General features: G+C 70.5%; 18 protein-coding genes. 12 read left to right on the top strand and 6 right to left on the bottom strand.

The annotated features are described in order from the left end of the window. Positions 1-33 precede the first annotated feature (33 nt). The 5 genes from mmsA to H6X67_RS03035 all read left to right on the top strand — a co-directional run bounded on the left by mmsA (position 34) and on the right by H6X67_RS03035 (position 7582). Complete coding sequence (gene mmsA / locus H6X67_RS03055) at positions 34-1572, top strand: multiple monosaccharide ABC transporter ATP-binding protein (protein ID WP_249367438.1); 1539 nt, start codon at positions 34-36, stop codon at positions 1570-1572. Continuing rightward, positions 1572-2756, top strand: a complete 1185-nt coding sequence (mmsB, locus tag H6X67_RS03050) for a multiple monosaccharide ABC transporter permease (RefSeq protein ID WP_249367437.1) — start codon at positions 1572-1574, stop codon at positions 2754-2756. Before mmsA ends, mmsB begins: the two co-directional genes overlap by 1 nt. A 278-nt stretch (positions 2757-3034) precedes the next feature. Then, complete coding sequence (locus tag H6X67_RS03045; protein WP_306468434.1) at positions 3035-5005, top strand: right-handed parallel beta-helix repeat-containing protein; 1971 nt, start codon at positions 3035-3037, stop codon at positions 5003-5005. A gap of 180 nt (positions 5006-5185) precedes the next feature. Continuing rightward, positions 5186-6277 (top strand): Gfo/Idh/MocA family protein, encoded by a 1092-nt coding sequence (locus H6X67_RS03040; RefSeq protein WP_249367435.1) that lies wholly within the window; start codon positions 5186-5188, stop codon positions 6275-6277. 24 nt (positions 6278-6301) lie between these two features. Next, the gene (locus H6X67_RS03035; protein WP_249367434.1) at positions 6302-7582 is read left to right on the top strand and encodes an endo-1,4-beta-xylanase; all 1281 of its coding nucleotides are present in this window, start codon (positions 6302-6304) and stop codon (positions 7580-7582) included. 79 nt (positions 7583-7661) lie between these two features. On the opposite strand, the gene H6X67_RS03030 is transcribed toward H6X67_RS03035, so the two are convergent. Continuing rightward, entirely contained in the window at positions 7662-8678 is a 1017-nt protein-coding gene (locus H6X67_RS03030; RefSeq protein ID WP_249377032.1) for a LacI family DNA-binding transcriptional regulator, read from the bottom strand. Between the two features lie 273 nt (positions 8679-8951). Here H6X67_RS03030 and H6X67_RS03025 point away from each other — a divergent pair, with 273 nt between their 5' ends. From H6X67_RS03025 to lacZ, 4 genes are all read left to right on the top strand, one after another. Beyond that, positions 8952-10259: an ABC transporter substrate-binding protein gene (locus H6X67_RS03025; protein ID WP_249367432.1), complete on the top strand. Its 1308-nt coding sequence runs from the start codon at positions 8952-8954 to the stop codon at positions 10257-10259. A 116-nt stretch (positions 10260-10375) separates the two neighbouring features. Then, complete coding sequence (locus H6X67_RS03020) at positions 10376-11332, top strand: carbohydrate ABC transporter permease (RefSeq protein ID WP_249367431.1); 957 nt, start codon at positions 10376-10378, stop codon at positions 11330-11332. Then, complete coding sequence (locus H6X67_RS03015) at positions 11325-12137, top strand: carbohydrate ABC transporter permease (protein ID WP_249367430.1); 813 nt, start codon at positions 11325-11327, stop codon at positions 12135-12137. Before H6X67_RS03020 ends, H6X67_RS03015 begins: the two co-directional genes overlap by 8 nt. A 5-nt stretch (positions 12138-12142) precedes the next feature. Beyond that, on the top strand, positions 12143-15199 hold the full coding sequence (gene lacZ, locus H6X67_RS03010) for a beta-galactosidase, LacZ type (RefSeq protein ID WP_249367429.1): 3057 nt from the start codon (positions 12143-12145) through the stop codon (positions 15197-15199). A 311-nt stretch (positions 15200-15510) separates the two neighbouring features. Here lacZ and H6X67_RS03005 read toward each other — a convergent pair whose 3' ends face one another. Continuing rightward, positions 15511-16176 (bottom strand): potassium channel family protein, encoded by a 666-nt coding sequence (locus H6X67_RS03005; RefSeq protein ID WP_249367428.1) that lies wholly within the window; start codon positions 16174-16176, stop codon positions 15511-15513. An 86-nt stretch (positions 16177-16262) separates the two neighbouring features. After that, complete coding sequence (locus H6X67_RS03000; RefSeq protein ID WP_502797301.1) at positions 16263-17822, bottom strand: TrkH family potassium uptake protein; 1560 nt, start codon at positions 17820-17822, stop codon at positions 16263-16265. 193 nt (positions 17823-18015) lie between these two features. Here H6X67_RS03000 and H6X67_RS02995 point away from each other — a divergent pair, with 193 nt between their 5' ends. The 3 genes from H6X67_RS02995 to H6X67_RS02985 all read left to right on the top strand — a co-directional run bounded on the left by H6X67_RS02995 (position 18016) and on the right by H6X67_RS02985 (position 19614). Further along, positions 18016-18258 carry a helix-turn-helix domain-containing protein gene (locus H6X67_RS02995; RefSeq protein ID WP_249369494.1) on the top strand — a complete coding sequence of 81 codons (243 nt, stop codon included), beginning with the start codon at positions 18016-18018 and terminating at the stop codon, positions 18256-18258. Between the two features lie 146 nt (positions 18259-18404). Then, entirely contained in the window at positions 18405-18503 is a 99-nt protein-coding gene (locus H6X67_RS02990; RefSeq protein ID WP_005504750.1) for a 30S ribosomal protein bS22, read from the top strand. Positions 18504-18594: 91 nt separating this feature from the next. Further along, a complete protein-coding gene (locus H6X67_RS02985; RefSeq protein WP_249375559.1) occupies positions 18595-19614 on the top strand; it encodes a LacI family DNA-binding transcriptional regulator in 1020 nt (339 codons plus the stop codon). 88 nt (positions 19615-19702) lie between these two features. Here the strand turns inward: H6X67_RS02985 and H6X67_RS02980 are convergent, their stop codons facing one another. The 3 genes from H6X67_RS02980 to H6X67_RS02970 are packed head-to-tail and all read right to left on the bottom strand — an operon-like array spanning position 19703 to position 22616. Then, on the bottom strand, positions 19703-20392 hold the full coding sequence (locus H6X67_RS02980) for a DUF624 domain-containing protein (RefSeq protein ID WP_249369498.1): 690 nt from the start codon (positions 20390-20392) through the stop codon (positions 19703-19705). Continuing rightward, on the bottom strand, positions 20389-21711 hold the full coding sequence (locus H6X67_RS02975; RefSeq protein ID WP_249369500.1) for an arabinan endo-1,5-alpha-L-arabinosidase: 1323 nt from the start codon (positions 21709-21711) through the stop codon (positions 20389-20391). Before H6X67_RS02975 ends, H6X67_RS02980 begins: the two co-directional genes overlap by 4 nt. Before the next feature lie 5 nt (positions 21712-21716). Beyond that, positions 21717-22616: a carbohydrate ABC transporter permease gene (locus tag H6X67_RS02970; RefSeq protein WP_249369502.1), complete on the bottom strand. Its 900-nt coding sequence runs from the start codon at positions 22614-22616 to the stop codon at positions 21717-21719. Positions 22617-22618: the final 2 nt, after the last annotated feature.

Raw genomic sequence — 22618 nt, 5'->3', positions numbered from 1 at the left:
CGGAGCCAGCCCGTCCGCATGACAGGAGAGACGATGGAGACAGACACCATCCTTGAGATGCGAGGGATCACCAAGCGCTTCCCCGGCGTCCTCGCCCTCGACGACGTCAGCTTCTCGGTGGCGCGCGGGGAGATCCACGCCATCTGCGGCGAGAACGGCGCCGGCAAGTCCACCCTCATGAAGGTGCTCTCCGGAGTGCACCCGCACGGCACCTACGAGGGCCAGATCTTCTTCGACGGCGAGGAGTGCACCTTCTCGGACATCAAGAGCTCCGAGGCCAAGGGCATCGCGATCATCCACCAGGAGCTCGCCCTGAGCCCCTACCTGTCCATCGCCGAGAACATCTTCCTGGGCAACGAGTGCGCCCGGCGCGGGATCATCGACTGGCACGAGACCAAGTCCCGCGCCCAGAAGATGATGCGCGAGGTCGGCCTCGACGAGGACCCCTCGACCCGCATCCGCGACATCGGCGTCGGCAAGCAGCAGCTCGTGGAGATCGCCAAGGCGCTCGTCAAGGACGCCAAGCTCCTCATCCTCGACGAGCCCACCGCAGCGCTCAACGACGAGGACTCCCAGCACCTGCTCGACCTCATGCGCCGCCTGCAGGAGCGCGGGATCACCTGCATCGTGATCTCCCACAAGCTCAACGAGATCCGCGAGATCGCCGACTCCACCACCATCATCCGCGACGGGCACACCATCACCACCCTCGACATGCACCGCGAGGGCGGCGTCGACGAGGCGGAGATCATCCGCCACATGGTGGGCCGCAGCCTCGACAACCGCTACCCGGAGCACGTGTCCACCATCGGCGACGAGGCCCTGCGCATCGAGGACTGGACCGTCCACCACCCCAACGACGCCAGCCGCAAGGTCGTCGACGGCGCCTGCCTCACGCTGCGCCACGGCGAGGTCGTCGGGCTGGCCGGCCTCATGGGCGCCGGACGCACCGAGCTCGCCATGAGCGTCTTCGGCCGCTCCTACGGGCGCGACATCAGCGGCCGGATCCTCAAGGACGGCCAGGAGATCTCGGTGCCCACGGTCGCCTCCGCCATCGAGCACGGCCTGGCCTACGTCTCGGAGGACCGCAAGCGCTACGGCCTCAACCTCATCGGGACGATCAACCACAACGTCGTCTCCGCCTCGCCCGGACGCTACTCGAGCCGCGGCGTGCTGGACCTGCACAAGGAGCGCCAGGCAAGCGCCGAGGCCTGCCGCGACATGAAGGTCAAGGCGCCCTCCATCGAGTCGCGCGTCGGCGGCCTGTCCGGCGGCAACCAGCAGAAGGTCGTCCTGGGCAAGTGGGTCACCACCGAGCCCGACGTCCTCATCCTCGACGAGCCGACCCGAGGCATCGACGTCGGCGCCAAGTACGAGATCTACACCATCATCAACCAGCTCGCCGACGCCGGGAAGGCCGTGCTCGTCATCTCCTCGGAGCTGCCTGAGCTGCTCGGTATCTGCGACCGCATCTACACCCTCTCCGCCGGGCGCGTCACCGCTGACGTGCCCCGCGAGGAGGCGGACCAGGAGGTCCTCATGCGCTACATGACCCAGGAGAAGGAAAGCTGATGTCCACCTCGTCCACGTCGCTGCGCAACAGGCTCAGCGCCAACCTGCGCTCAGGAGGGCTCGCCGTCGCCCTGGTCGCGATCATCGCCCTGTTCGCGGTGCTGACCGGAGGGCAGTCACTGTCCCCCCAGAACGTCTCCAACATCATCACGCAGAACGCCTACATCCTCGTCATGGCGATCGGCATGCTCTTCGCCATCCTCATGGCGGACATCGACCTGTCGGTCGGCTCCGTCGTCGCCCTGACGGGAGCGGTCGCGGGCGTCGTCACGGTCAGCTGGGGCCTGCCCTGGCCCGTGGGGGTCGCCGCCGGCCTCACCGTCGGCATCCTCGTGGGCGTCTGGCACGGGTTCTGGATCGCCTTCGTCGGCATCCCGGCCTTCATCGTCACCCTGGCGGGCATGCTCATCTTCCGCGGCCTGACGATGATCGTCCTCAACAACCTGCAGATCTCCCCCTTCCCGGACGGCTTCCGCTCCATCGCCTCGGGCTTCCTCAACGGGCTCCTGGGCGGATACGGCTACGACCTGTTCACCCTCGTGCTCGCCGCGGCCCTGCTCGCCCTGTTCGTCCTGCGCGACCTGCGCGCCCGCCGGCGCTCCATCGCCAACGAGGTGGCCGTCGTGCCGATGGGCGTGTGGGTCGTCAAGATCGTCGGTGTCTGCGGCGCCGGCATGGCCTTCGCCTGGCTGCTGGCCACCTACAAGGGCACGCCCTTCGTGCTGCTCATCCTGGGCGTGCTCATCGTCCTGTACTCCTTCATCTCCAACCGCACGGTCTGGGGCCGCCAGGTCTACGCCATCGGTGGCAACCGGGAGGCGGCGGCCCTGTCCGGCGTCAAGGTCAAGTGGGTCCGCTTCCTCGTCTTCGTCAACTGCTCCTTCCTCGCCTCGATCGCGGGCATCATCTTCACCTCGCGCCTCAACGTCGCCGGCCCGAAGGCCGGTAACGGCTTCGAGCTCGACGCCATCGCGGCCTGCTTCATCGGCGGCGCGGCCGTCACCGGTGGTATCGGCACGGTCGTCGGCGCGATGATCGGCGGCCTGGTCATGGCGGTGATGAACAACGGCATGTCGCTCATGGGCGTCGGCATCGACTACCAGCAGGCCATCAAGGGCCTCGTGGTGCTCGGTGCGGTCGCCTTCGACCTGGTCAACAAGAAGCGGGCCGGCTCCGCCGCCTGAGCCCGGTCGCCCGCACACCTGTTTCCGCTGAGCCCTGAGCTCTCGCGTCGAGTCCTGACACCTCCGGTCAGGCGTCAGCGTGAGGGCTCAGGGCTCAGCGTGTGCGGGGAGCGTGCGTGGGTGGGTCTGGAGGAGCCCGTCCGTCAACGGGATTGTTTTGCAGTAAGGCAAATGTTAGGGTCGTGCCGGACGCCACCGGCGGCGTCCTGCCCGCACCGTGCGGCGCGAGCCCCTGCCACGTGTGACCCCGCTCGGCACGCACCTCGACGAAAGCGACGATGATGTCTGTCTTCCATGTGTCCCCTTCTGGCTCGGATGTGGCTCCCGGTAGTGCTGAGGCGCCTTTCCGTACGATCAACCGGGCGGTGGAGGCTGCTCATCCTGGTGACACGGTGCGGATCCATGAGGGCACCTACCGCGAGTGGGTCAGGCCTGTGCGCACGGGGCGCTCTGATGACCGTCGTATCGTCTTCGAGGGGGCGCCGGGTGAGGCGCGCCCCGTCATCACCGGTGCTGAGCGCGTCACCGGTTGGGAGAACGTGGGTGGGACCACCTGGCGGGCTGTGGTGCCCAACAGCCTGTTCGGCTCGTGGAACCCCTTCGCCATCGAGGTCGAGGGCGACTGGACCGTCTACGGCGAGCGCAGCGCGCCGCGCAAGCACCTGGGCGAGGTCTACCTCAACGGCATGTCCTTCTACGAGGTCACCAGCCGCGAGGCCGTCGACGCCCCCGGGCGCCGCACCGAGGAGCACGACCGCTGGACCGGTGTCGCGGAGAAGGTCCGTCGTCCCGACCAGACCGTCTACGTCTGGTACGCCGAGGTGGGTGATGTTGAGACGACGGTCTGGGCGAACTTCCAGGGCGCGGATCCTCGCACCGAGCTGGTGGAGGTCAATGTGCGCCGCTCGGTGCTCTACCCCGAGGTCCACCACATCAACTACATCACTGTGCGGGGTCTGGAGCTGTGCCAGGCGGCTACGCCGTGGGCTCCTCCGACGGCGGACCAGCCCGGGCTCGTGGGGCCCAACTGGGCCAAGGGGTGGGTCATCGAGGACTGCGACATCCATGACGCCAAGTGCTCGGCGGTGTCGTTGGGCAAGGAGAACTCCTCGGGCCACAACTGGGCGGCTGAGCGTCTGGACAAGCCCGGCTACCAGTACCAGCTCGAGGCCGTCTACTCCGCTTTCCGCATCGGATGGGACAAGGACCTCATCGGCTCGCACGTCGTGCGGCGCAACCACATCCACGACTGCGGTCAGAACGCCGTCGTCGGGCACCTGGGGTGCGTGTTCTCCACGATCGAGGGCAACCACATCCACCACATCGCCACCAAGCACGAGTTCTACGGCTACGAGATCGCTGGTATCAAGCTGCACGGCGCCATCGACACCGTCATTGAGCACAACCTCATCGAGGACTGCACCCTGGGGATCTGGCTGGACTGGCAGGCCCAGGGCACGCGTGTGAGCCGCAACGTCATGCACGCCAACGCCCGCGACCTGTTCATCGAGGTCTCCCACGGCCCCTACCTCGTCGACCACAACATCCTCGCCTCTGACGTCTCCCTCGAGGGCCACTCCCAGGGCGGTGCCTACGTCTCCAACCTCGTGCTCGGCGTCGTGGCCAACCAGCCGATCATCGAGCGCCCCACCCCCTACCACCTGCCGCACTCGACGCAGCCCGCCGGCTACGCGGCCATCCGCGGGGGCGACGACCGCTACATCGGCAACATCTTCCTGTCCACCGTGGGGCAGGACGCCTTCGTCAACCCGCCCGCGCACCGCAGGATCTCCAACGGCACGGACCTGTTCAACGGCCACCCGCACGGCGTCGAGGCCTACCTCACCCAGGTCAACGACCCCAGCAAGGGGGACCACGAGCGCTTCGAGGGCGTGGCCCTGCCCGTCGAGATCCGCCTCAACGCCTACGGCAACGGCGCCCCCGCCTACGCCGAGGAGACCCGTCCCGTCCACCTCGGCGAGGCCCGGGCGAGCCTCGAGCGCGACGGCGACGCCCTCTACCTCGTCGCCAGCCTGCCGCAGGCCTTCGCCGATGCCGCCCTCAGGCCGGTCTCCGGCCGTGAGCTCGGCCGCGCCTGGTACCCGGACCAGGCCTTCGAGAACCCGGACGGCACCGAGCTCCACGCCGACACCGACCTGGTGGGCCGTGCCAAGGAGCACGCGACGGCCTACCCGGCCGGCCCGCTGGCGGGTCTCGCCGCAGGGGAGTCCCGCACCCGCGTCTGGTGACGCGCGGTGCGCCGGGTGCGCGTTGAGCCGCGCGCGCCCGTGTTGAGAGCGGTCCTGCGCCCGGGGGCCATTGCCCGGGCGCAGGACCGCTGCGACACCGCCTGGGCGCTGTCGCCCTCCACGACCCGCTCCATCGTCGGTGACAGGTACCCACCGCACTCCACGAAAGCCGCCCACACCATGACCCACCCGCCCCTCCGCCTCGCCGTCATCGGCGCCGGCTGGCGCTCCGAGTTCCTCCTCCGACTCGCCGCCGCCGTCCCCGACTCCTTCCAGTGCACCGCGGTCCTGGCCCGCTCCGAGGCCGCCCGCGCCCGGCTCCGCGCCCACCACGGCGTCACGCTCGTCCCCACCCTGGACGCCCTGCTGGAGACGGGCCCCGAGCTCGTCATCGCCTGCGTCTCCTGGGAGTCGATGCCGCAGGTCGTGCGCGAGCTCGTCGGACGTGGCGTCAGGGTCCTCGCCGAGACCCCGCCCGCACCGGACCTGGAGGGACTGCGCTCCCTGTGGTCCGACGCCGGCGCCAGCGGTCTCGTCCAGGTCGCGGAGCAGTACATGCTCATGCCCGGCCACGCCAGCCGCAAGGCGGTGGTGGACCGCGGCGTCATCGGGCGCCCGACCTTCGTCGAGGTCGCCTCCACCCACATGTACCACGCGATGTCCATCATGAGGACCTTCCTGGGGGTGGGGATGGACGAGGCGGTCGTCCACGCCCGCCGCCTCACGGCCCCGCTCGTCAACCCCCTGTCCTTCGACGGCTGGCGGCGCGGCAACGCCCCGGAGCCGACCGCGACGACCATCGCCACCCTCGACTTCGGTGACGGGCGCAGCGGCCTGTACCTCTTCACCGACAACCAGTGGTGGAACCCCCTGCTCAGCCGCCGGGTCCTCGTGCGCGGCGAGCGCGGGGAGATCGTCGACGACGACGTCGTGCGCCTGAGCGACGAGGGCGTCATCTCCTCCCCCCTGAGCTACCGGCGTCTGGGGGTCGACATGAACCTCGAGGGCAACGAGCTGGCCTCCGTCTCCTTCGACGGGCACGTCGTCTACCGCAACCCCTGCCCCGGTAGCCGCCTGTCCGAGGACGACCTCGCCGTCGCCTCCTTCCTGCGCGCCGCGGGCGCGTGGGCGCGGGGGGAGGGGCCCGAGCCCTACCCGCTCGCGCAGGCCTGCCAGGACCACTACCTGGCCCTGGTCGTCGAGGAGTCGGTCCGCACCGGCCGTGAGGTCCGCACGTCGAGGCAGGTGTGGGCCGCGTCCCCTGTCCTCTGAGCACTCCCAACGACAAGGACACCCATGAACCGCATCGCCCTCGACCTGCCCACCGCCCTCGCCCACCGCGCCCGGACGCAGGTCCTCACCGTCACCGGCCCCGACGGCCTGCCCCTGGCGGACACCGAGGTCACCGTCGAGCAGACCCGCCACGCCTTCGGCAACATCGCCTTCGACTTCGTCGCCCTCGCCAACGAGGAGACGGACAACACCGGCTCGCTGTTCGGAGGAGCCGACCCGGCGCTGGCCGCCGGGCTCGCCGACGGCTTCTTCGACCTGTTCAGCTTCGCGACCCTGCCCTTCTACTGGGGCTCCTTCGAGCCCGTGGAGGGCCGGCCGCTCACCGAGCGGATGCGGCGCGCCGCCCAGTGGGTGCGCGCCCACGGCGCCGAGGTCAAGGGCCACCCCCTGGCCTGGCACACCGTCGCCCCCTCCTGGCTGCTTGGCCGCGACCCGGCCGAGGTCGAGCGCGTCCTGCGCGCGAGGATCACCCGTGAGGTCACGGACTTCCGCGGCACCGTGGACATGTTCGACGCCATCAACGAGGTCGTCATCATGCCGGAGCTCACCGCCGAGGACAACGCCATCACCCCGCTGGCCCGCAGGCTCGGACGTGTGGGAATGGTCCGCCTGGCCTTCGAGACCGCCCGCGAGGCCAACCCGGACGTCTTCCTCCTGCTCAACGACTTCAACATGAGCCAGCGCTACGAGCGTCTCATCGAGGACTGTCTCGAGGTCGGCATCCGCATCGACGCCCTGGGCCTGCAGTCGCACATGCACCAGGGCTACTGGGGCGAGGACCGCACGCTCGAGGTCCTCGAGCGCTTCAGCCGCTTCGACCTGCCCCTGCACCTGACCGAGTCCACGCTCGTGTCCGGCCACCTCATGCCGCCCGAGGTCGTCGACCTCAACGACTACCAGGTCCCCGAGTGGCCCTCCACGCCCGAGGGCGAGGCCCGCCAGGCCGAGGAGATGGTGCGCCACTACACGACCCTGCTGTCCTACCCGGCCGTGGAGGCCATCACCTGCTGGGGCTACACGGACAACGGCTCCTGGCTGGGGGCGCCCGTCGGCCTCGTGCGCGCCGACGGCTCGCCGAAGCCCTCCTTCGCGGCGCTGCGCGACCTGGTCAAGGGCCAGTGGTGGGTGGCCCCGACGACGGCGCGCACCGACGCCGGGGGCCGCCTCGAGGTCTCGGCCCTGCCGGGGGAGTACCGACTGGGCGGCGCCGTCTGTGGCCGCGAGCGGCGGGTGGCCTTCGCCGTCGGGCGGGAGGACGGGGCCGGCACGGTCAGCCTCGGCTGAGCGCCGTCGTCGAGGCTCTGCGTCCGCCTCACCGCCCTGCTGAGGACTGAGTGTTCACGCCGGGCCCTGATATGAGGGGTCAGGGCCCAACGGGCGGGGCCGTGGAGGCCCGCCTGACGAGCCGGGTGCCCACCAGCCGGGCGCCGGGATCGGCCTCGCCGGTGGCGATGATGCGCATGAGCCGGTCCACGGCCACCCGCCCCATCTCGGCGAAGTCCTGGTGGACCGTCGTGAGCGGCACCGGCAGGTAGGTCACGAGCGGGATGTCATCGAAGCCGACGACGGACAGCTCCTCGGGCACGCGCCGCCCCGCCTCGGCGGCCGCCCGCAGGAGCCCCACCGCCATCTCGTCGTTGGCGCAGAACACGGCGGTGCACGAGGGGTCCCTCAGCAGCTCGCGGCCCGCCGCGTAGCCCGAGGCGGGCGTCCAGTCCCCCCGCACCTCCTGCGGGACGGGTCTGCCCGCCTCGGTCAGGGCCGCCCGCCAGGCCGCGCAGCGCCGCTGGGCCGAGTAGGAGGAGGCGGGGCCGGTGACGTGGTGGACGGTGGCGTGGCCCAGGTCCAGCAGGTGCTCGACGGCGCTGTGGGCACCGCCCTCCTGGTCGGTGTCGACGACGGCCCGGCTGCCGCCGAGCGTGGAGTCGACGATGACGAGGTTGTCGTAGTCGGGCACGGTGAAGCCGGGGTCGTCGGGGGAGACCTCCAGCATGAGGACCGCGCCGTCGACGCTCAGCTCGTCCAGGCGCTCGAAGGCGCTGGACAGGCAGGCCCTGGTGCGTGAGCGGGGCGTGAGCAGCGCCGTCGTGAACCCCCGTTCGGAGACGGCGTCGTTGACGGCGGCGAGGACGGAGTTGTTGCCGGTGGACACGACGTCGAACATGACGACGCCGATGGTGCGGAAGGACCCGCTCTTGAGGGCGCGGGCGGCCGCGTTGGGCCGGTAGCCGAGATCCTTCATCGCCGCCAGGACGCGCTGGCGGGTGGGTTCGGTGACGCCGGGGTGGTGGTTGGACACGCGCGAGACGGTCTGGGCCGAGACGCCTGCGGCAGCGGCGACGTCGGCCATGGAGACTCGGTGACGTCGGGGGGTGGACATGAGGAGCGTTCCTGGGTCGAGGGCGGGGGAGGGAACCGGGGGGAGCCTGGGGCGGCAGCGGGGCCGTGAGGCGCCGCACCGACACGGCACTGTGACGGTTGACACCTCCGGGGCTGTGTGGCAAGTTTTACGCCGGTCACGATGTTTGCGCAACCATCGGCGGTTGCGCAGGCATCCGCACCATGGCCCCTCACCCCGAGCGGGCCACGGCCGCCAGCCGCAGCGACACCGCTGGTTCCCCGAGGCGGCCGCAGATCTCAAGGAGGAGATTCCATGTCCCGTCTTCTTACCCGTCGCTCCGCCCTCATCGGCAGCCTCGCCCTCGCGGGCGCCGCCACCCTGGCTGCCTGCGGCGGCTCCAGCTCAGGCGGCTCCGGTGGCTCCGGCGATGGCAACACCCTCAAGGTGTGGTGCTGGGACCCCGCCTTCAACATCTACGCGATGCAGGAGGCTGAGAAGGTCTACAAGAAGGACCACCCGGACTTCACGCTCGAGATCACCGAGATGGTCTGGGACGACGTCCAGCAGAAGCTCACCACCCTCGCCCAGTCCCAGGACTTCGACCAGTTGCCGGACATCTTCCTCATGCAGAACATGGCCGGCCAGAAGAACATCGAGAACTTCCCTGACATCTTCGGCGACTTCTCCGACTCCGGCATCGACTTCTCCGAGTTCCCCGAGTCCGTCACCAACTACTTCAACTACGACGGCGTCCAGTACGGCCTGCCGTTCGACGCGGGCACGGCCATCGGCGCCTGGCGCACCGATGTCCTCGACCAGGCCGGCTACACCATCGGCGACCTCACCGACATCAGCTGGTCCCGCTTCATCGAGATCGGCAAGGACGTCAAGGCCAAGACCGGCAAGCCGATGCTCTCCAGCCAGGCCGGCGCCTCCGACCTCATCATGATGATGATCCAGTCGGCCGGATCCTCCCTGTTCAACGACGACGGCTCCGTCCACATCGCCGACAACGACGTCCTGCTCAAGGCCGTCGGGATCTACAAGCAGCTCGTCGACGAGGGCGTCCTCGTCGAGGTCAACTCCTGGGACGAGTACATCGGCTCCTTCACCGGTGAGCAGGTCGTCGGCACCATCCAGGGCGTGTGGATCTCCGGCTCCATCCAGACCGCCACCGAGCAGTCCGGCAAGTGGGCCGTCACCAACGTCCCGGCCGTCGACGACGTCCCGGGCGCCACGAACTACACCGCCAACGGCGGCTCCTCGTGGGTCATCTCCTCCAACGCCAACGCCGAGCTCGCTGCGGACTTCCTCAAGGCGACCTTCGCCGGCTCCACCGAGCTCTACGACACGATCCTGCCCTCCTCGGGCGCGGTCGCGAACTGGCTGCCCGCCGGAGAGTCCGACGTCTACAACGAGCCCGTCGAGTTCTACGGTGGCCAGGCCGTCTACGCCGACGTCGTCTCCTTCTCCAGCAAGGTGCCCTCGGTCAACACGGGCGTCTACTACTACGAGGGCCGCGACGCGGTCTCCGCCGCGATCACCCAGATCGTGGGCGGGGCGGACCCCGCCTCCGCGCTCAAGGACGCCTCGGACACCACCGAGTTCGCCATGGGCTGACCCCACGTGCCCGGGTGCGGTCAGGGGCAGCGCCGCCCCTGACCGCACCCGGGCGCCCCGGCGGGCAGCACCTGCCGCAGGACCACGAACGACGAAACGGATTGTCAGGATTGTCAATGGCGACAGCAGCCGCGAGCCCCGCCGTCGGGCTCAAGAAGAAAGGCCGGACCCCCGTGCCCAGGACACGGCCCACGAGGTCGGAGAGGCGCCGCAACCTCACCGGATGGGTCTTCATCATCCCCGCCGCCGGGCTCATCACCATCATGAGCTTCTGGCCCATGCTCCAGGCCCTCCTGCTGTCCCTGCAGACCGGCCGGGGCACGCGCCTGCACTACGCCGAGCCCCTGTGGCTGAACTACGAGCGCCTGCTCAACGACGAGATCTTCATCATGACGCTGAGGACCACCTTCGTCTACCTCATCATCCAGGTGCCCCTCATGCTCGGCACCGCCCTGGTGCTCTCCGTCCTGCTCAACAACCCCAACCTCAAGCTCAAGGGCCTGTTCCGCACCGCCATCTTCCTGCCCTGCGCGGTGTCCCTGGTGTCCTACTCGCTGGTCTTCCGCACGCTGTTCACCAACGACGGCTTCGTCAACGACATGCTCATGGGCCTGGGACTCATCGACAGCCCCGTCAACTGGCTCGGCAACACGATGACCGCCCGCATGGTCATCATCCTGGGCCTGCTGTGGCGCTGGACCGGCTACAACATGGTCTTCTACCTCGCCGGCCTGCAGAACATCGACCCCTCCACCATCGAGGCCGCCCGCATCGACGGCGCCAACGCCTGGCAGACCTTCTGGCACGTGACCGTGCCCCAGCTCAAGCCGATGATCCTGCTGACGGCCATCATGTCCACCAACGGCACCCTCCAGCTCTTCGACGAGTCCTGGAACCTCACCCGCGGCGGCCCCGCCTACACCTCGATGACGATGTCGCACTACCTGTACGAGCTCTCCTTCCTCAAGAGCCCGAACTTCGGCTACGCCTCGGCCCTGTCCTACGTCATCCTCGCCCTCGTCGCGGTCCTCGCGCTCATCCAGATGAAGGTCGGTGACAAGCGCGATGCGTAAGTCCACACTCCGCCAGGTCCCCGCCTACCTGTTCCTCACGGTCGTCTCGCTCATCTCGGTCTTCCCCCTGTACTTCATGGTGGTCTCGGCGACCAACACCTCCAACCAGGTCCTCGCCTCCAAGATGACCCCGGGCAGCAACCTGCTGGCCAACTTCAACCGGCTCCAGGAGCTGTCGAACCTCTACCCGGCCCTGGGCTACTCCGCCGCCATCGCCCTGCTGACGACCCTGCTCGCCCTCCTCGTGTGCTCCGTCGCCGGCTACGGCTTCGAGATCTACCACTCGCGCGGCAAGGACACCGTCATGGGCATCCTGCTGCTGGCGATGATGATCCCCTTCGCCGCCACGATGATCCCGCTGTTCCAGCTCTTCGGGAAGGTCGGGCTCGTCAACTCCCTGTGGGCCGTCATCCTGCCAACCATCTCCACGCCCTTCCTCATCCTGCTGTTCCGGCAGGCCTCGCGGTCCTTCCCGCACGAGATCATCGAGGCCGCCCGCCTCGACGGCCTGAGCGAGATCGCCATCTTCGCGCGCATGTACGTGCCCACCATGCGCTCGACCTACGCGGCCGCCGCCGTCGTCACCTTCATGAACGCCTGGAACAACTTCATGTGGCCCAAGATCATCCTCGTCGACGTCAAGTTCCAGACGATGCCGATGCTCGTGTCCAACCTCGCCGGTGGCTACGTCACCGACTACGGCGTCCTCATGCTCGCCGTCCTCATCGCGTCGCTGCCCGCGATGGTGGTCTTCCTCGCCCTGCAGCGCTCCTTCGCCAACGGAATCATGGGATCAGTCAAGTGAACCACGTGAGCACAGACCTCAACCGCCTCGCGGACCCGACCTTCTTCGCCGACAACCGCCTCGAGGCGCACTCGGACCACCTGTGGTACGCCAGCGCGGCCGAGGCCGCCAGCGGCCGCTCCTCCTTCCAGGTGTGCCTCGACGGCGTGTGGAAGCTCCACTACGCCAAGAACCCCTCGCTCGCCGTCGAGGGCTTCGAGGACCCCGCCCACGACGTGAGCCAGTGGGACGACGTGCCCGTCCCCGCGCACCTCCAGCTCCACGGCTACGACAAGCCCCAGTACGCCAATGTGCAGTACCCCTGGGACGGGCACGAGCAGGTCGAGCCCGGCCAGGTCCCCACCGACTACAACCCCACCGCCTCCTACGTGCGCACCTTCACCCTGCCGCAGGAGCTGGACGCGGGGGAGAGGCTCGTCCTGCGCCTGGAGGGCGCGGAGTCCGCCGTCGTCGTGTGGGTCAACGGCGCCTACGTCGGCTACGCCGAGGGCTCCTTCACCCCCAGTGAGTTCGACCTCACCGCCCACGTGCGCGCGGGCGCCAACCGCCTGGCCCTGCGCGTGTACAAGTGGTGCTCCGGCTCCTGGCTCGAGGACCAGGACTTCTACCGCTTCTCCGGACTGTTCCGCTCCGTCTACCTGCGCCGCCTGCCCGCCACCCACCTGGCCGACCTGCGCGTGGGCGTGCGCCTGAGCGAGGACCTGACCACCGCCGAGGTCAGCCTGCGCACCAGGCTCGAGGGCCCCGGCAGCGTGCGCGCCGTCCTCGACGGCGTCGGCCCCCTCGTCACCGGCGACGACGGCGTCGCCCGCGTCACCGTCACCGACCCCCACCTGTGGAGCGGGGAGGACCCCCACCTCTACGACCTGGACATCGAGGTGCTCGACGCCGACGGCGCTGTCACCGAGGTCGTCCCCCAGCGCGTGGGCATCCGCCGCTTCGGCATCGAGGACGGCGTGCTCAAGATCAACGGCCAGCGCATCGTCTTCAAGGGCGTCAACCGGCACGAGTTCGGTGAGCAGGGCCGCGTCATGACCCGTGAGCGCACCGAGCTCGACCTCATCGCCCTGCGCCGCGCCAACGTCAACGCCATCCGCACGAGCCACTACCCCAACAACTCCTTCCTGTACGAGCTGGCGGACGAGTACGGCCTCTACGTCATCGACGAGGCCAACCTGGAGACGCACGGCACCTGGGACACCCTCGCCCGCTTCGGCCAGGACCCCGAGCCGGCCCTGCCCGGCAACCACCCCGAGTGGCACGACGCCGTCGTCGACCGCGCCCGCGACATGTACGAGCGCGACAAGAACCACCCGTCGGTCGTCATGTGGTCCTGCGGCAACGAGTCCTACGGCGGTGACAACATCGCCGACATGGCGGCGCTCTTCCGCTCCCAGGACTCGCGGCCCGTCCACTACGAGGGCGTGTGCTGGGACAACCGCCGCCCCGACACCTCCGACGTCGTCTCCCAGATGTACACGCCGGCCGCCAAGGTCGAGGCCCAGCTCGCTGAGAGGCGCGACAAGCCCTTCATCCTGTGCGAGTACGCGCACACGATGGGCAACTCCTTCGGCGCCGTCGACCTGTACATGGACCTGGCCGAGCGCGAGCCCCTCTTCCAGGGCGGCTTCATCTGGGACTTCGCCGACCAGGCGATCGGTCTCACCGCCCCCGACGGCAGCGAGTACTGGGGCTACGGCGGCGACAACGGCGAGTCCCCGCACGACGGCGACTTCTGCGGCAACGGCATCTTCTACGCCGACCACACCGCCTCCCCCAAGATCCAGGAGGTGCGCCACCTCTTCCAGGGCCTGCGCACCGAGGTCTCGCGCGACGGCCTGACCGTGACCAACCGCTTCCTGTTCACCTCCTCGGCCGCCTACGACTGCGTCGTCACCCTCGAGCGCGAGGGCGTCGTCGTGGCGACGGCGGGCCTCGAGACGGACGTCGCCCCGGGGGCCAGCGCCACCTACCCGCTGCCGCTGGCCCTGCCCGACGGCACGGGCGGCAGCGACGGGGAGTACGCGCTCACCGTCTCCTTCCGCCTGCGCCGGGCCACCGCCTGGGCCGAGGCGGGCGAGGAGGTCGCCTGGGACCAGGGCGTGCTCACCATCGAGGCCCCGGCCGGGCAGCCGGCCCCCTTCGCCGTCGCCGGCGACCCCGCCGCCCGGCCCGTCCTCGTGCGCGGGCGCCACAACATCGGCGTGCACGGCGACTCCTTCCAGGTCCTGTTCTCCGGGCTCACCGGGGCGCTGACCTCCTACCGCTACGGCCGCACCCAGGACGGCGGCCGCGAGCTCCTGCGCGCTCCCGTCCTGCCGTGCTTCTGGCACGCCCCCACGGCCAACGAGCGCGGCTACGGCGGCCCCTACGAGGAGGGTGCCTGGCAGCTCGCCTCGCGCTACCCGCGCCTGGTCGAGGGCCACGACTGGCCCGCCACCGTGCTCGAGGAGGACGAGGAGTCCGTCACCGTCGCCTTCACCTACGCGCTGGCCGGCCTGCCCGGCTCCACCTGCGAGATGCGCTACCGCGTGCTCGGCGACGGCACCGTCGAGGTGACCCAGACCCTCGACCCGGCCGGCGAGGTCCCCTCACTGCCCGAGCTGTCCGCGATGATCCAGGTGCCGGGCACGATGGACCGCCTCACCTTCTACGGTGAGGGTCCCGAGGAGACCTACGTCGACCGTCGTGGTGGCGGGCGACTGGGCGTGCACTCCAGTGAGGTCGTCGAGCAGATGGCTGGCTACCTCACCCCCCAGGAGTCGGGCTCGCACACGGGCGTGCGCTGGGCGCGCGTGACGGACAGGCGCGGGCGCGGGATCCTCGTGAGCGCCCCCAAGGGCGGGCAGATCGAGCTGAGCGCGCTGCCGTGGACGCCCTTCGAGGTCGAGGACGCCCCGCACGACTTCGAGCTGCCCCTGACGGACCGCACCGTCATCCGCCCGGCGCTCATGCGCCGCGGTGTCGCGGGCGACGACTCGTGGGGCTCGCGGCCCAAGGAGCAGCACCAGCTGCCGTCCGGGCGCCTCGTGCACCGCTTCTCCTTCAAGGGCGTGCTGTGAGCGGGCGCGTGCGCTGAGCGAGTACGTGCGCTGAGCCCGTCCGGGGGCCGGTGCGGGGCTGAGGCCCTGCCCCGGCCCCCGTGCCACCTGTCGCTCCAAGGACCACGCATTGCTCCAAGGACAACCTGTCGCTCGCAGGACAACGTGTTGGCCTCGTTCTGGTTGTCCTGGCGCACGCAAGTTGTCCATCGACGGGCAGGTTGTCCGTCGGTGGGCGGCCGGTCCGCGGGCGGCGTGTGGGTAGCCGACCGCGATCGCCGGCCGTGCCTGCCGGCCCCGGCGGCGTGCTGGGCAGCGCCTCCGGCGGGCAGTCAGCCCCGGTTGGCGAAGCGCTCCAGGAGTGTGGCGTCGCCGCCGACGACGAGGACGTCCTCGGGGGAGACGAGCGTCTCCGGCGAGGCGTACTCGAAGGGCTCGCCGGGGCTCATGAGACCGAAGACCGTCACGCCGTAGCGCGAGCGGATGCGCGCCTCACCGATGGTGAAGCCGTGCAGCTCCGCCGGCGGGCGCATCTTGACGATGGTGAAGCCGCCCTTCTCCATCTCGATGTAGTCGAGCATGCGGCCTGAGACCAGGTGCGCCGCGCGCTGGCCGGCGTCGAACTCCGGGTAGACGACGTGGTGGGCGCCGATCCGGCGCAGGATGCGCCCGTGGGCGCGGGAGATCGCCTTGGCCCAGATCTGTGGGGTCTGCAGGTCCACGAGGTTGCCCGCGATGAGGACGGAGGCCTCCAGGGAGGAGGCGACGCCCACCACCGCCGTGCCGAACTCCGTCGCCCCCAGCTGCTCGAGGGCCTCCATGTCGGTGGCGTCGGCCTCGACCAGGGGGATACGGCCCGTCCACTGGCGCACGAGGACCGGGTCCTTCTCGACGGCGAGGACCTCGCGGCCCAGGCGGTCGAGGGTCGCGGCGACGGCCGAGCCGAAGCGGCCCAGCCCGATGACGAGGGTCGAGTCCGTGCGGTCGACAGCGGCCATTGAGCGCTCCTGGGGAACTGGGGTCGCGGGCCGCAGGGCCCGCGCGTGCTGCCGACAGGTTAGTCGCCCGCCGGCCCGGGCGGTGCTCAGCCGATGAGCGGGCGCTCGGCGGGCATACGGATGACGCGGCGCCTCTCGCGCAGGGCCAGCGCGGAGGCCAGGGTCATCGTCCCCACGCGCCCGACGAACATGAGGACGATGATCGTGTACTTGCCCGAGTCCGGCAGCATCGGGGTGATGCCGGTGGTCAGCCCGACGGTGGCGAAGGCGGAGATGGTCTCGAACAGGATCGTGTCCAGGGACAGGTTCGTGATGTGCAGCAGCAGGAGCGTCGCCACCCCCACGGCCGTGGCCCCGATGAAGACGACGGCGACGCTCACGCGCACGGTGGACAGCGTGATGCGCCGGCCGAAGGCCTCGATGTCCTCGTCACCGCGCGCCTCCGCCATGATCGCCAGCACGAGGACCGCGAAGGTGGAGACCTTGATGCCTCCGGCGGTGGAGGCCGAGCCGCCGCCGATGAACATGAGCACGTCCTGCAGGAACCAGGTGGTCTCGTGCATGGAGGTGGTGGAGACCGTCGCCAGGCCGGAGGAGCGCGCGTTGACGCCGGACAGCAGCGCGGTGAGGACCCTGCCGTGGGGCGGCAGCTCGCCGAGCGAGGCCGGGTTGCGCCACTCGAAGAGGCCGATGAGCAGCGCTGAGACGAGCGCGAGCGCCGTGTAGGTGGTGAGGGTGAGCTTGGTGTGCAGGGTCCACTGGCGCGGCCGGGCGCGGTGGCGCACGACATCGAGGATGACGGGGAAGCCGATGGCGCCGACGGCGGTGCCCAGGATGATCGGCAGGCCCATCCACCAGTCGGCCGCGTAGGGCTCGAGCCCCTCGGGCATGATGACGAAGCCGGCGTTGTTGAAGATCGACAGCGCCATGAACACCGCGTACCACAGGGCGTGGGGCAGGTCCTGGCCGAGGGTGAGGAAGCGGGGCAGCAGGACGAGGGCCAGGACCGCCTCGACGCCGACCGCCGTGTAGATGACGGCCCGCAGCAGGGAGGCGACGTCGCCCAGACGGGACTGGTTCTCGCTGGCCGCCAGGATGCGCTGGGTCAGGCCCACGTGCCGCGAGACGGCGAAGGACAGCAGGGAGGCGAGTGTCATGATGCCCAGGCCGCCCACGAAGGCGCCGGCGATGATGACGGCCTGGCCGAAGGGGGACCAGTCGGTGGCGGTGTCCACGGTGGTCAGGCCGGTGACGCACACGGCGCTGGTCGCGGTGAACAGGGCGTCGACGAAGCGGGTGGTGGGGTGGGCGTCGGGGGTGGCGACCGGCAGGCACAGCAGCGCGGTGACGACGGCGATGATGCCCGTGAAGACGGCGACGGCGAGGCGGGCGGGGGCGAAGCGGGCGGCGCGCTCGACGCGCGAGCGCAGTCCCGTGCGCTCGAGCAGGGCGCGCAGGCGTGCGCCGCGAGCGGTGTCCTCCTCGGGGCCCGGGCGCAGGGGGCGCGGGCTCGCAGTGGCGTGGGCGCGGTGCTCGGGGTGGGGTGAGCGCGCGCGGGAGGGCTTGGGCACGGTGCCATTGTTCCCTGAACGGGCCGGTGTCGGGGCCCGCGCCCCGGGCGGGGGCGGTCCGACGGCGGCGCCCACCTTGGGCGCGCCGGGTGGGGCGGCTGGGGCGCGGCGTGAGTCCTGGGGTCCATGGGCCCCTTTTCACCTGTGCGCCTGCTGGGACTCGGGTTATAGTGACGCGGTCGGCCCGGGTCCCAGCCCGGGGCCGGACCGGGCTCCGGCGCCCAGCCGCTGCCCCCACTGTCCGTACTCCTCAGACGGGACCACACGCATGGCACCGGGTCTGCGCACCCCCTCCGGCGCTTCGGGCGCCCCCTCGTTCCTCACCGTGGCCGAGGTCGCCGACATGCTGCGCGTGTCGAAGATGACCGTGTACCGCATGGTCCACTCCGGTGACCTGCCCGCCATGCAGGTCGGTCGCTCCTTCCGCGTCCCCGAGCGCGCCGTCGAGCAGTACCTCGCCGCCGGACTGGGTGACTGGGGCCACGGGGAGACGGAGTCGACGGGGTCCTGATACCCGTTAGAATCGCCCGGTCACCTGTGTGGACGCGGCGGTTCGTCACCGTCCGCCCACCACTGCTCGCCCGGCGCCCGCGTCGGTCCGCCGGCACCACCGCCGGCACCGCGAGCGCCCGGCACGCACGACCACGAGGAGTCCCCATGGGATCTGTCATCAAGAAGCGCCGCAAGCGCATGTCCAAGAAGAAGCACCGCAAGCTCCTTCGCAAGACGCGCCACCAGCGTCGCAACAAGAAGTAACGGGATGTGCCCGGAGCCCACGTGCTCCGGGCACACACGTACCCCGGTGCCCATGAGCCCCGGGCCCCACGCAACCTCGCAGGAGCAGCACATGGCCGTCACCATGCACGACGTCGCCCGTCTGGCAGGTGTCTCGGTCAAGACCGTCTCCAACGTGGTCAACGACTACCCCTACGTGCGCGAGAGCACCCGTGCCAAGGTCGTCGACGCCATCGAGAAGCTGGGCTACAAGGTCAACCAGTCGGCCCGTAACCTCAGGCGAGGATCGACCGGCCTGCTGTGCCTGGCGGTCCCCGAGCTCAAGCTCGCCTACTTCGCCGAGCTGGCCGACGCCGTCATCGCCGCGGCCGAGGGCTACGGGCGCACCGTCCTCATCGAGCAGACGAACTCGGACAGGGGCCGTGAGGCGCGGGTGCTGCACGACTCGCGCCAGCACCTGTTCGACGGCCTCCTGTTCAGCCCGCTCGAGCTGGGCCAGGACGACATCGCCCAGTTCCACGTCGACTACCCCCTCGTGCTGCTGGGCGAGCGCGTCTTCGGCGCCCCGGCGGACCACGTGACCATGGCCAACACGGAGGCCGCGGAGGTCGCCACCGCCCACCTGCTGGGCATGGGGCGGCGACGGGTCGCGCTCGTGGGTGCTCACGCCGGTGAGGTCGTGGGCTCGGCGGGGCTGCGGGAGGCGGGCTACCGTGCGGCCCACGCCAGGGCGGGCCTCGAGGTCGACGAGCGCCTGGTGCGCGAGGCCGGGCTGTGGCACCGTGCCAGCGGCGCGGAGGCCACCCGCAGGCTCATCGAGGAGGGCGTCGACTTCGACGGCGTCTTCGCCCTCAACGACGCCATGGCCATCGGCGCCCTGCACGAGCTGCTCAAGGCGGGCGTCCGCGTGCCCGAGGACGTGGCCGTCATCGGCTTCGACGACATCGAGGACACCCAGTACACGCAGCCCTCGCTGTCCACGATCGACCCGGGTCCGCACTGGATCGCCCAGCGGGCCGTCGAGCTGCTCGTCGGGCGTATCGATGAGCGCCTGGCCGGGGCCGAGCGGGCGCCCTACCGCCACGAGGTCGCGCCCTTCCGCCTGGTCGAGCGCGGCTCGACCACGGGCTGAGCCGGGCGGGCCGACGACACCCGGCGACCTCGGCCGCTCAGTGCGAGGAGCGGGTCGGCGGGCCGGCGGGCCGGTGGTGCCGGCCCGATCAGCTCGTCTGGGCCTCCTGGACCACTCGGGCCTCCCCGGCCTGACGGACCCCCAGGGCGCCCGTGCGCAGGAGGCGCTCGCGGGCCAGCAGCGTCATGGCGGCCAGCGGCAGGCTCGCCCCGACCAGCACCCCCACCAGCGGCCAGCGCCAGGCCAGGACCGCCGTGCCGGCGGCCGTGAGCGCCATCGCCAGGCTCGTGAGGGGCGAGACGACGGCCAGGGCGGCGGCGGGCACGAGGACCGGCCCCTCACCGGCCGTCAGCAGGGGCGTCGCGTAGCACAGCGCGAGGCCGGCCAGCACCGAGATGACGAGCACCGGCACCAGGAGGTAGGCCATCGCGCCCGGGGCCCGCAGGAGGACCACCAGGTCGACGGCCCCGAGCAGCACCACGGCGCTGAGCAGGGCCCCGGGGGCGGCGGCCCTGCGCCACAGGCGGCGGTAGAGGGCCCAGAAGTCCCGCCACAGGCGCATCGAGGGGTCGCGGCGCGAGCGGCGCGAGAGCTCGTGCACCGCGCCGGTGGCGGGCAGGGCCCCGAGCAGGACGAGCCCGAGGAGGAGGCCGAGCCACCACAGGAGGTTGAGCGCGACCATCTGCGTGGCCACGCGCAGCCACCCCATGACGGTCCCGCCCCACCCGGCCGGGTCCAGCCCGGCCTCCTCCTCGAGGACTGTCCTGGCCGGGCTCACCTCTCGCGCACCCCCATGACGACGCCGTGCTCCCCGAGGCCGGCGAAGGAGGTGGTCAGGGCGGTGCGCCACACGACGGCGTCGACCTGCTCACCGCCGACGGACAGCAGGGCCCGGTGCTCGCGGTGGCCCGGGGGCACGGGCAGCGCACGCACCTCGGCCACGGGCTCGGCCCGGGGGGCGACGGGGGCGGCCGAGGTGTCGTCCAGGCGCCACACCTGCCAGGTGCCGGTGAGGTCCGAGCCGTCCACGGCAAGGAGGTCGGCGCCGTCGTACTCCACGGGGCTGGCCACCGGCCAGCCGGAGGCGGTCATCGCCAGGCGCCGCAGCTGGGCGCGGTGGCGGCTCGGGTCGGCGCCGTCGCGCACGTGGTGCACCAGCACCATCCCCTCCTCGGTCAGGAGGTGGTTGGAGTGCCCGGGAGCCAGGTCGGTCCCGCCCGAGGGCGTCACCAGTGAGCCCAGGACCTTGAGCCCCCCGTCCGAGGTGCTGCCCTCAGCGGAGCCCAGCAGGCGCCCGCGGGGATCGGTGAAGGGACCCTCGGGCCGCTCCGCGCGGGCCGCACGGATGTTGTAGGTGTCGAACAGGGAGTCGAAGGAGCACAGCAGGACGTACCGGCCGCTCTCGTCGTCGAACCACATGTGGGAGCCCTCGACGGGACCGTTCTCGGCGGTGGTGCGCCGGCAGACCTCGGTGCCGAGATCGTCCGGCGAGGCGGTGAGTCCCCGCTCATCCAGCTCGACCAGGCGCAGGCCCCCGAAGAAGGAGCCGTAGAGCATGAGGTCGCGCCCCTCGGGCGTGCGCACAACAGCCGCGTCGATGGCGTTGACCGGGTCCTCCTCGCGGGTGCGCACGACGGGCCCGCGGTCGGTCCATGGCCCCTCGAGGCTCGTGGCGGTGGCCAGGTTGATGCAGGAGCGGCGTGAGCCGAAGCTGGAGGCCGAGTAGTACATGCGGTACTCCCCGTCCCTCTCGACGACGTCGGGCGCCCAGACGCCCTCGGCGCCGGACCACAGGCGGGCCGTCTCGGGCACGCCGTCGAAGGCGTGCCCGACCCACCGCCAGCTCAGCAGGTCCTCGGAGGCGCGCACCTGCACGCCGGTGCCCGGGGAGCCGGCCACCGCGGTGTCGGTGGAGAAGAGGTAGTAGGTCCCCTCGCGCGAGCGGATGACGGTCGGGTCGTGTGCCCCGGCGAGCCCGGGGTCCGCCAGGACCCGGGCGGCGCCGGGCCTGAGGTAGGCCGGCTGGGTGCCGGCGGAGGGGGTGGGCGCCTGGGTGCCCTCAGGAGCGGTGGCGCCGTGGGCGTCGGTGGTGGTCATCGGGGTCATGCCTTCGTTCCGGTCAGGGCGACGGACTCGATGATCTGGCGCTGGAAGAGCAGGAAGATCACGAAGATCGGCAGCAGGGCCACGATGGAGGCCGCCATGATGAGGGGGTAGTCGGACTGGATCGCGTAGTTCGAGTTGAAGTTGGCGATGACCAGCTGGAGGGTCTGCTTCTCAGGGCTGTTGAGGTAGATCGTCGGGGCGAGGTAGTCGTTCCACACGCCCATGAACCACAGGATGAACTGCGCGGCGATGGCGGGGCGGATGAGCGGCAGGATCATGCGGAAGAAGATCTGCGGGAAGGAGGCGCCGTCGACCCTGGCGGCCTCGATGAGCGAGTCCGGCGTCGAGGCCAGGTACTGCCTGAGGAAGAAGACCATCATGATGTTGCCGAACATGCCCGGCACGATGAGCGGCAGGAGGGTGTCGACCCAGCCGATCCTCGAGAACATCATGAACTGCGGGATCATGAGGGTCGGGAAGGGGATCATCATCCCCGACAGCAGCAGCAGGAAGAGCGTGCTCTTGCCCGGCAGGCGCATCTTGGCGAAGGCGAAGGCGGCCAGGGCGGACACGAGGGAGCCGACCACCGTCACCGACAGGGAGACGATGAGGCTGTTCCTGATGCCGCTGGCCAGCGGGCCCTCGGTCCAGATGCGCAGGTAGGTGTCCCAGTGCGCGGGGCTCGGGATCCACTCGGGCGGCAGGGCGAAGACGCTCTCCTTGTCCTTCAGGGAGGTGGTGAGCATCCACAGCAGCGGGGCGACCATGATGACCGCGCCGATGGACAGCAGCAGGGTGACCCACACGTTGGTGATCTTGTAGCGCACCTTGGCCTTGACCGGCCGGCGCTCGCGGCTGGTGGTGGTGAGGGCTCTGAGGGTGGTCAGGTTCGTCATGG

This window comes from Actinomyces sp. AC-20-1 (genome assembly GCF_023369555.1).
Taxonomy (GTDB): Bacteria; Actinomycetota; Actinomycetes; order Actinomycetales; family Actinomycetaceae; genus Actinomyces.
The sequence above is the reverse complement of the archived record's forward strand: the minus strand, read 5'-3'. Positions and strand labels throughout refer to the sequence as shown.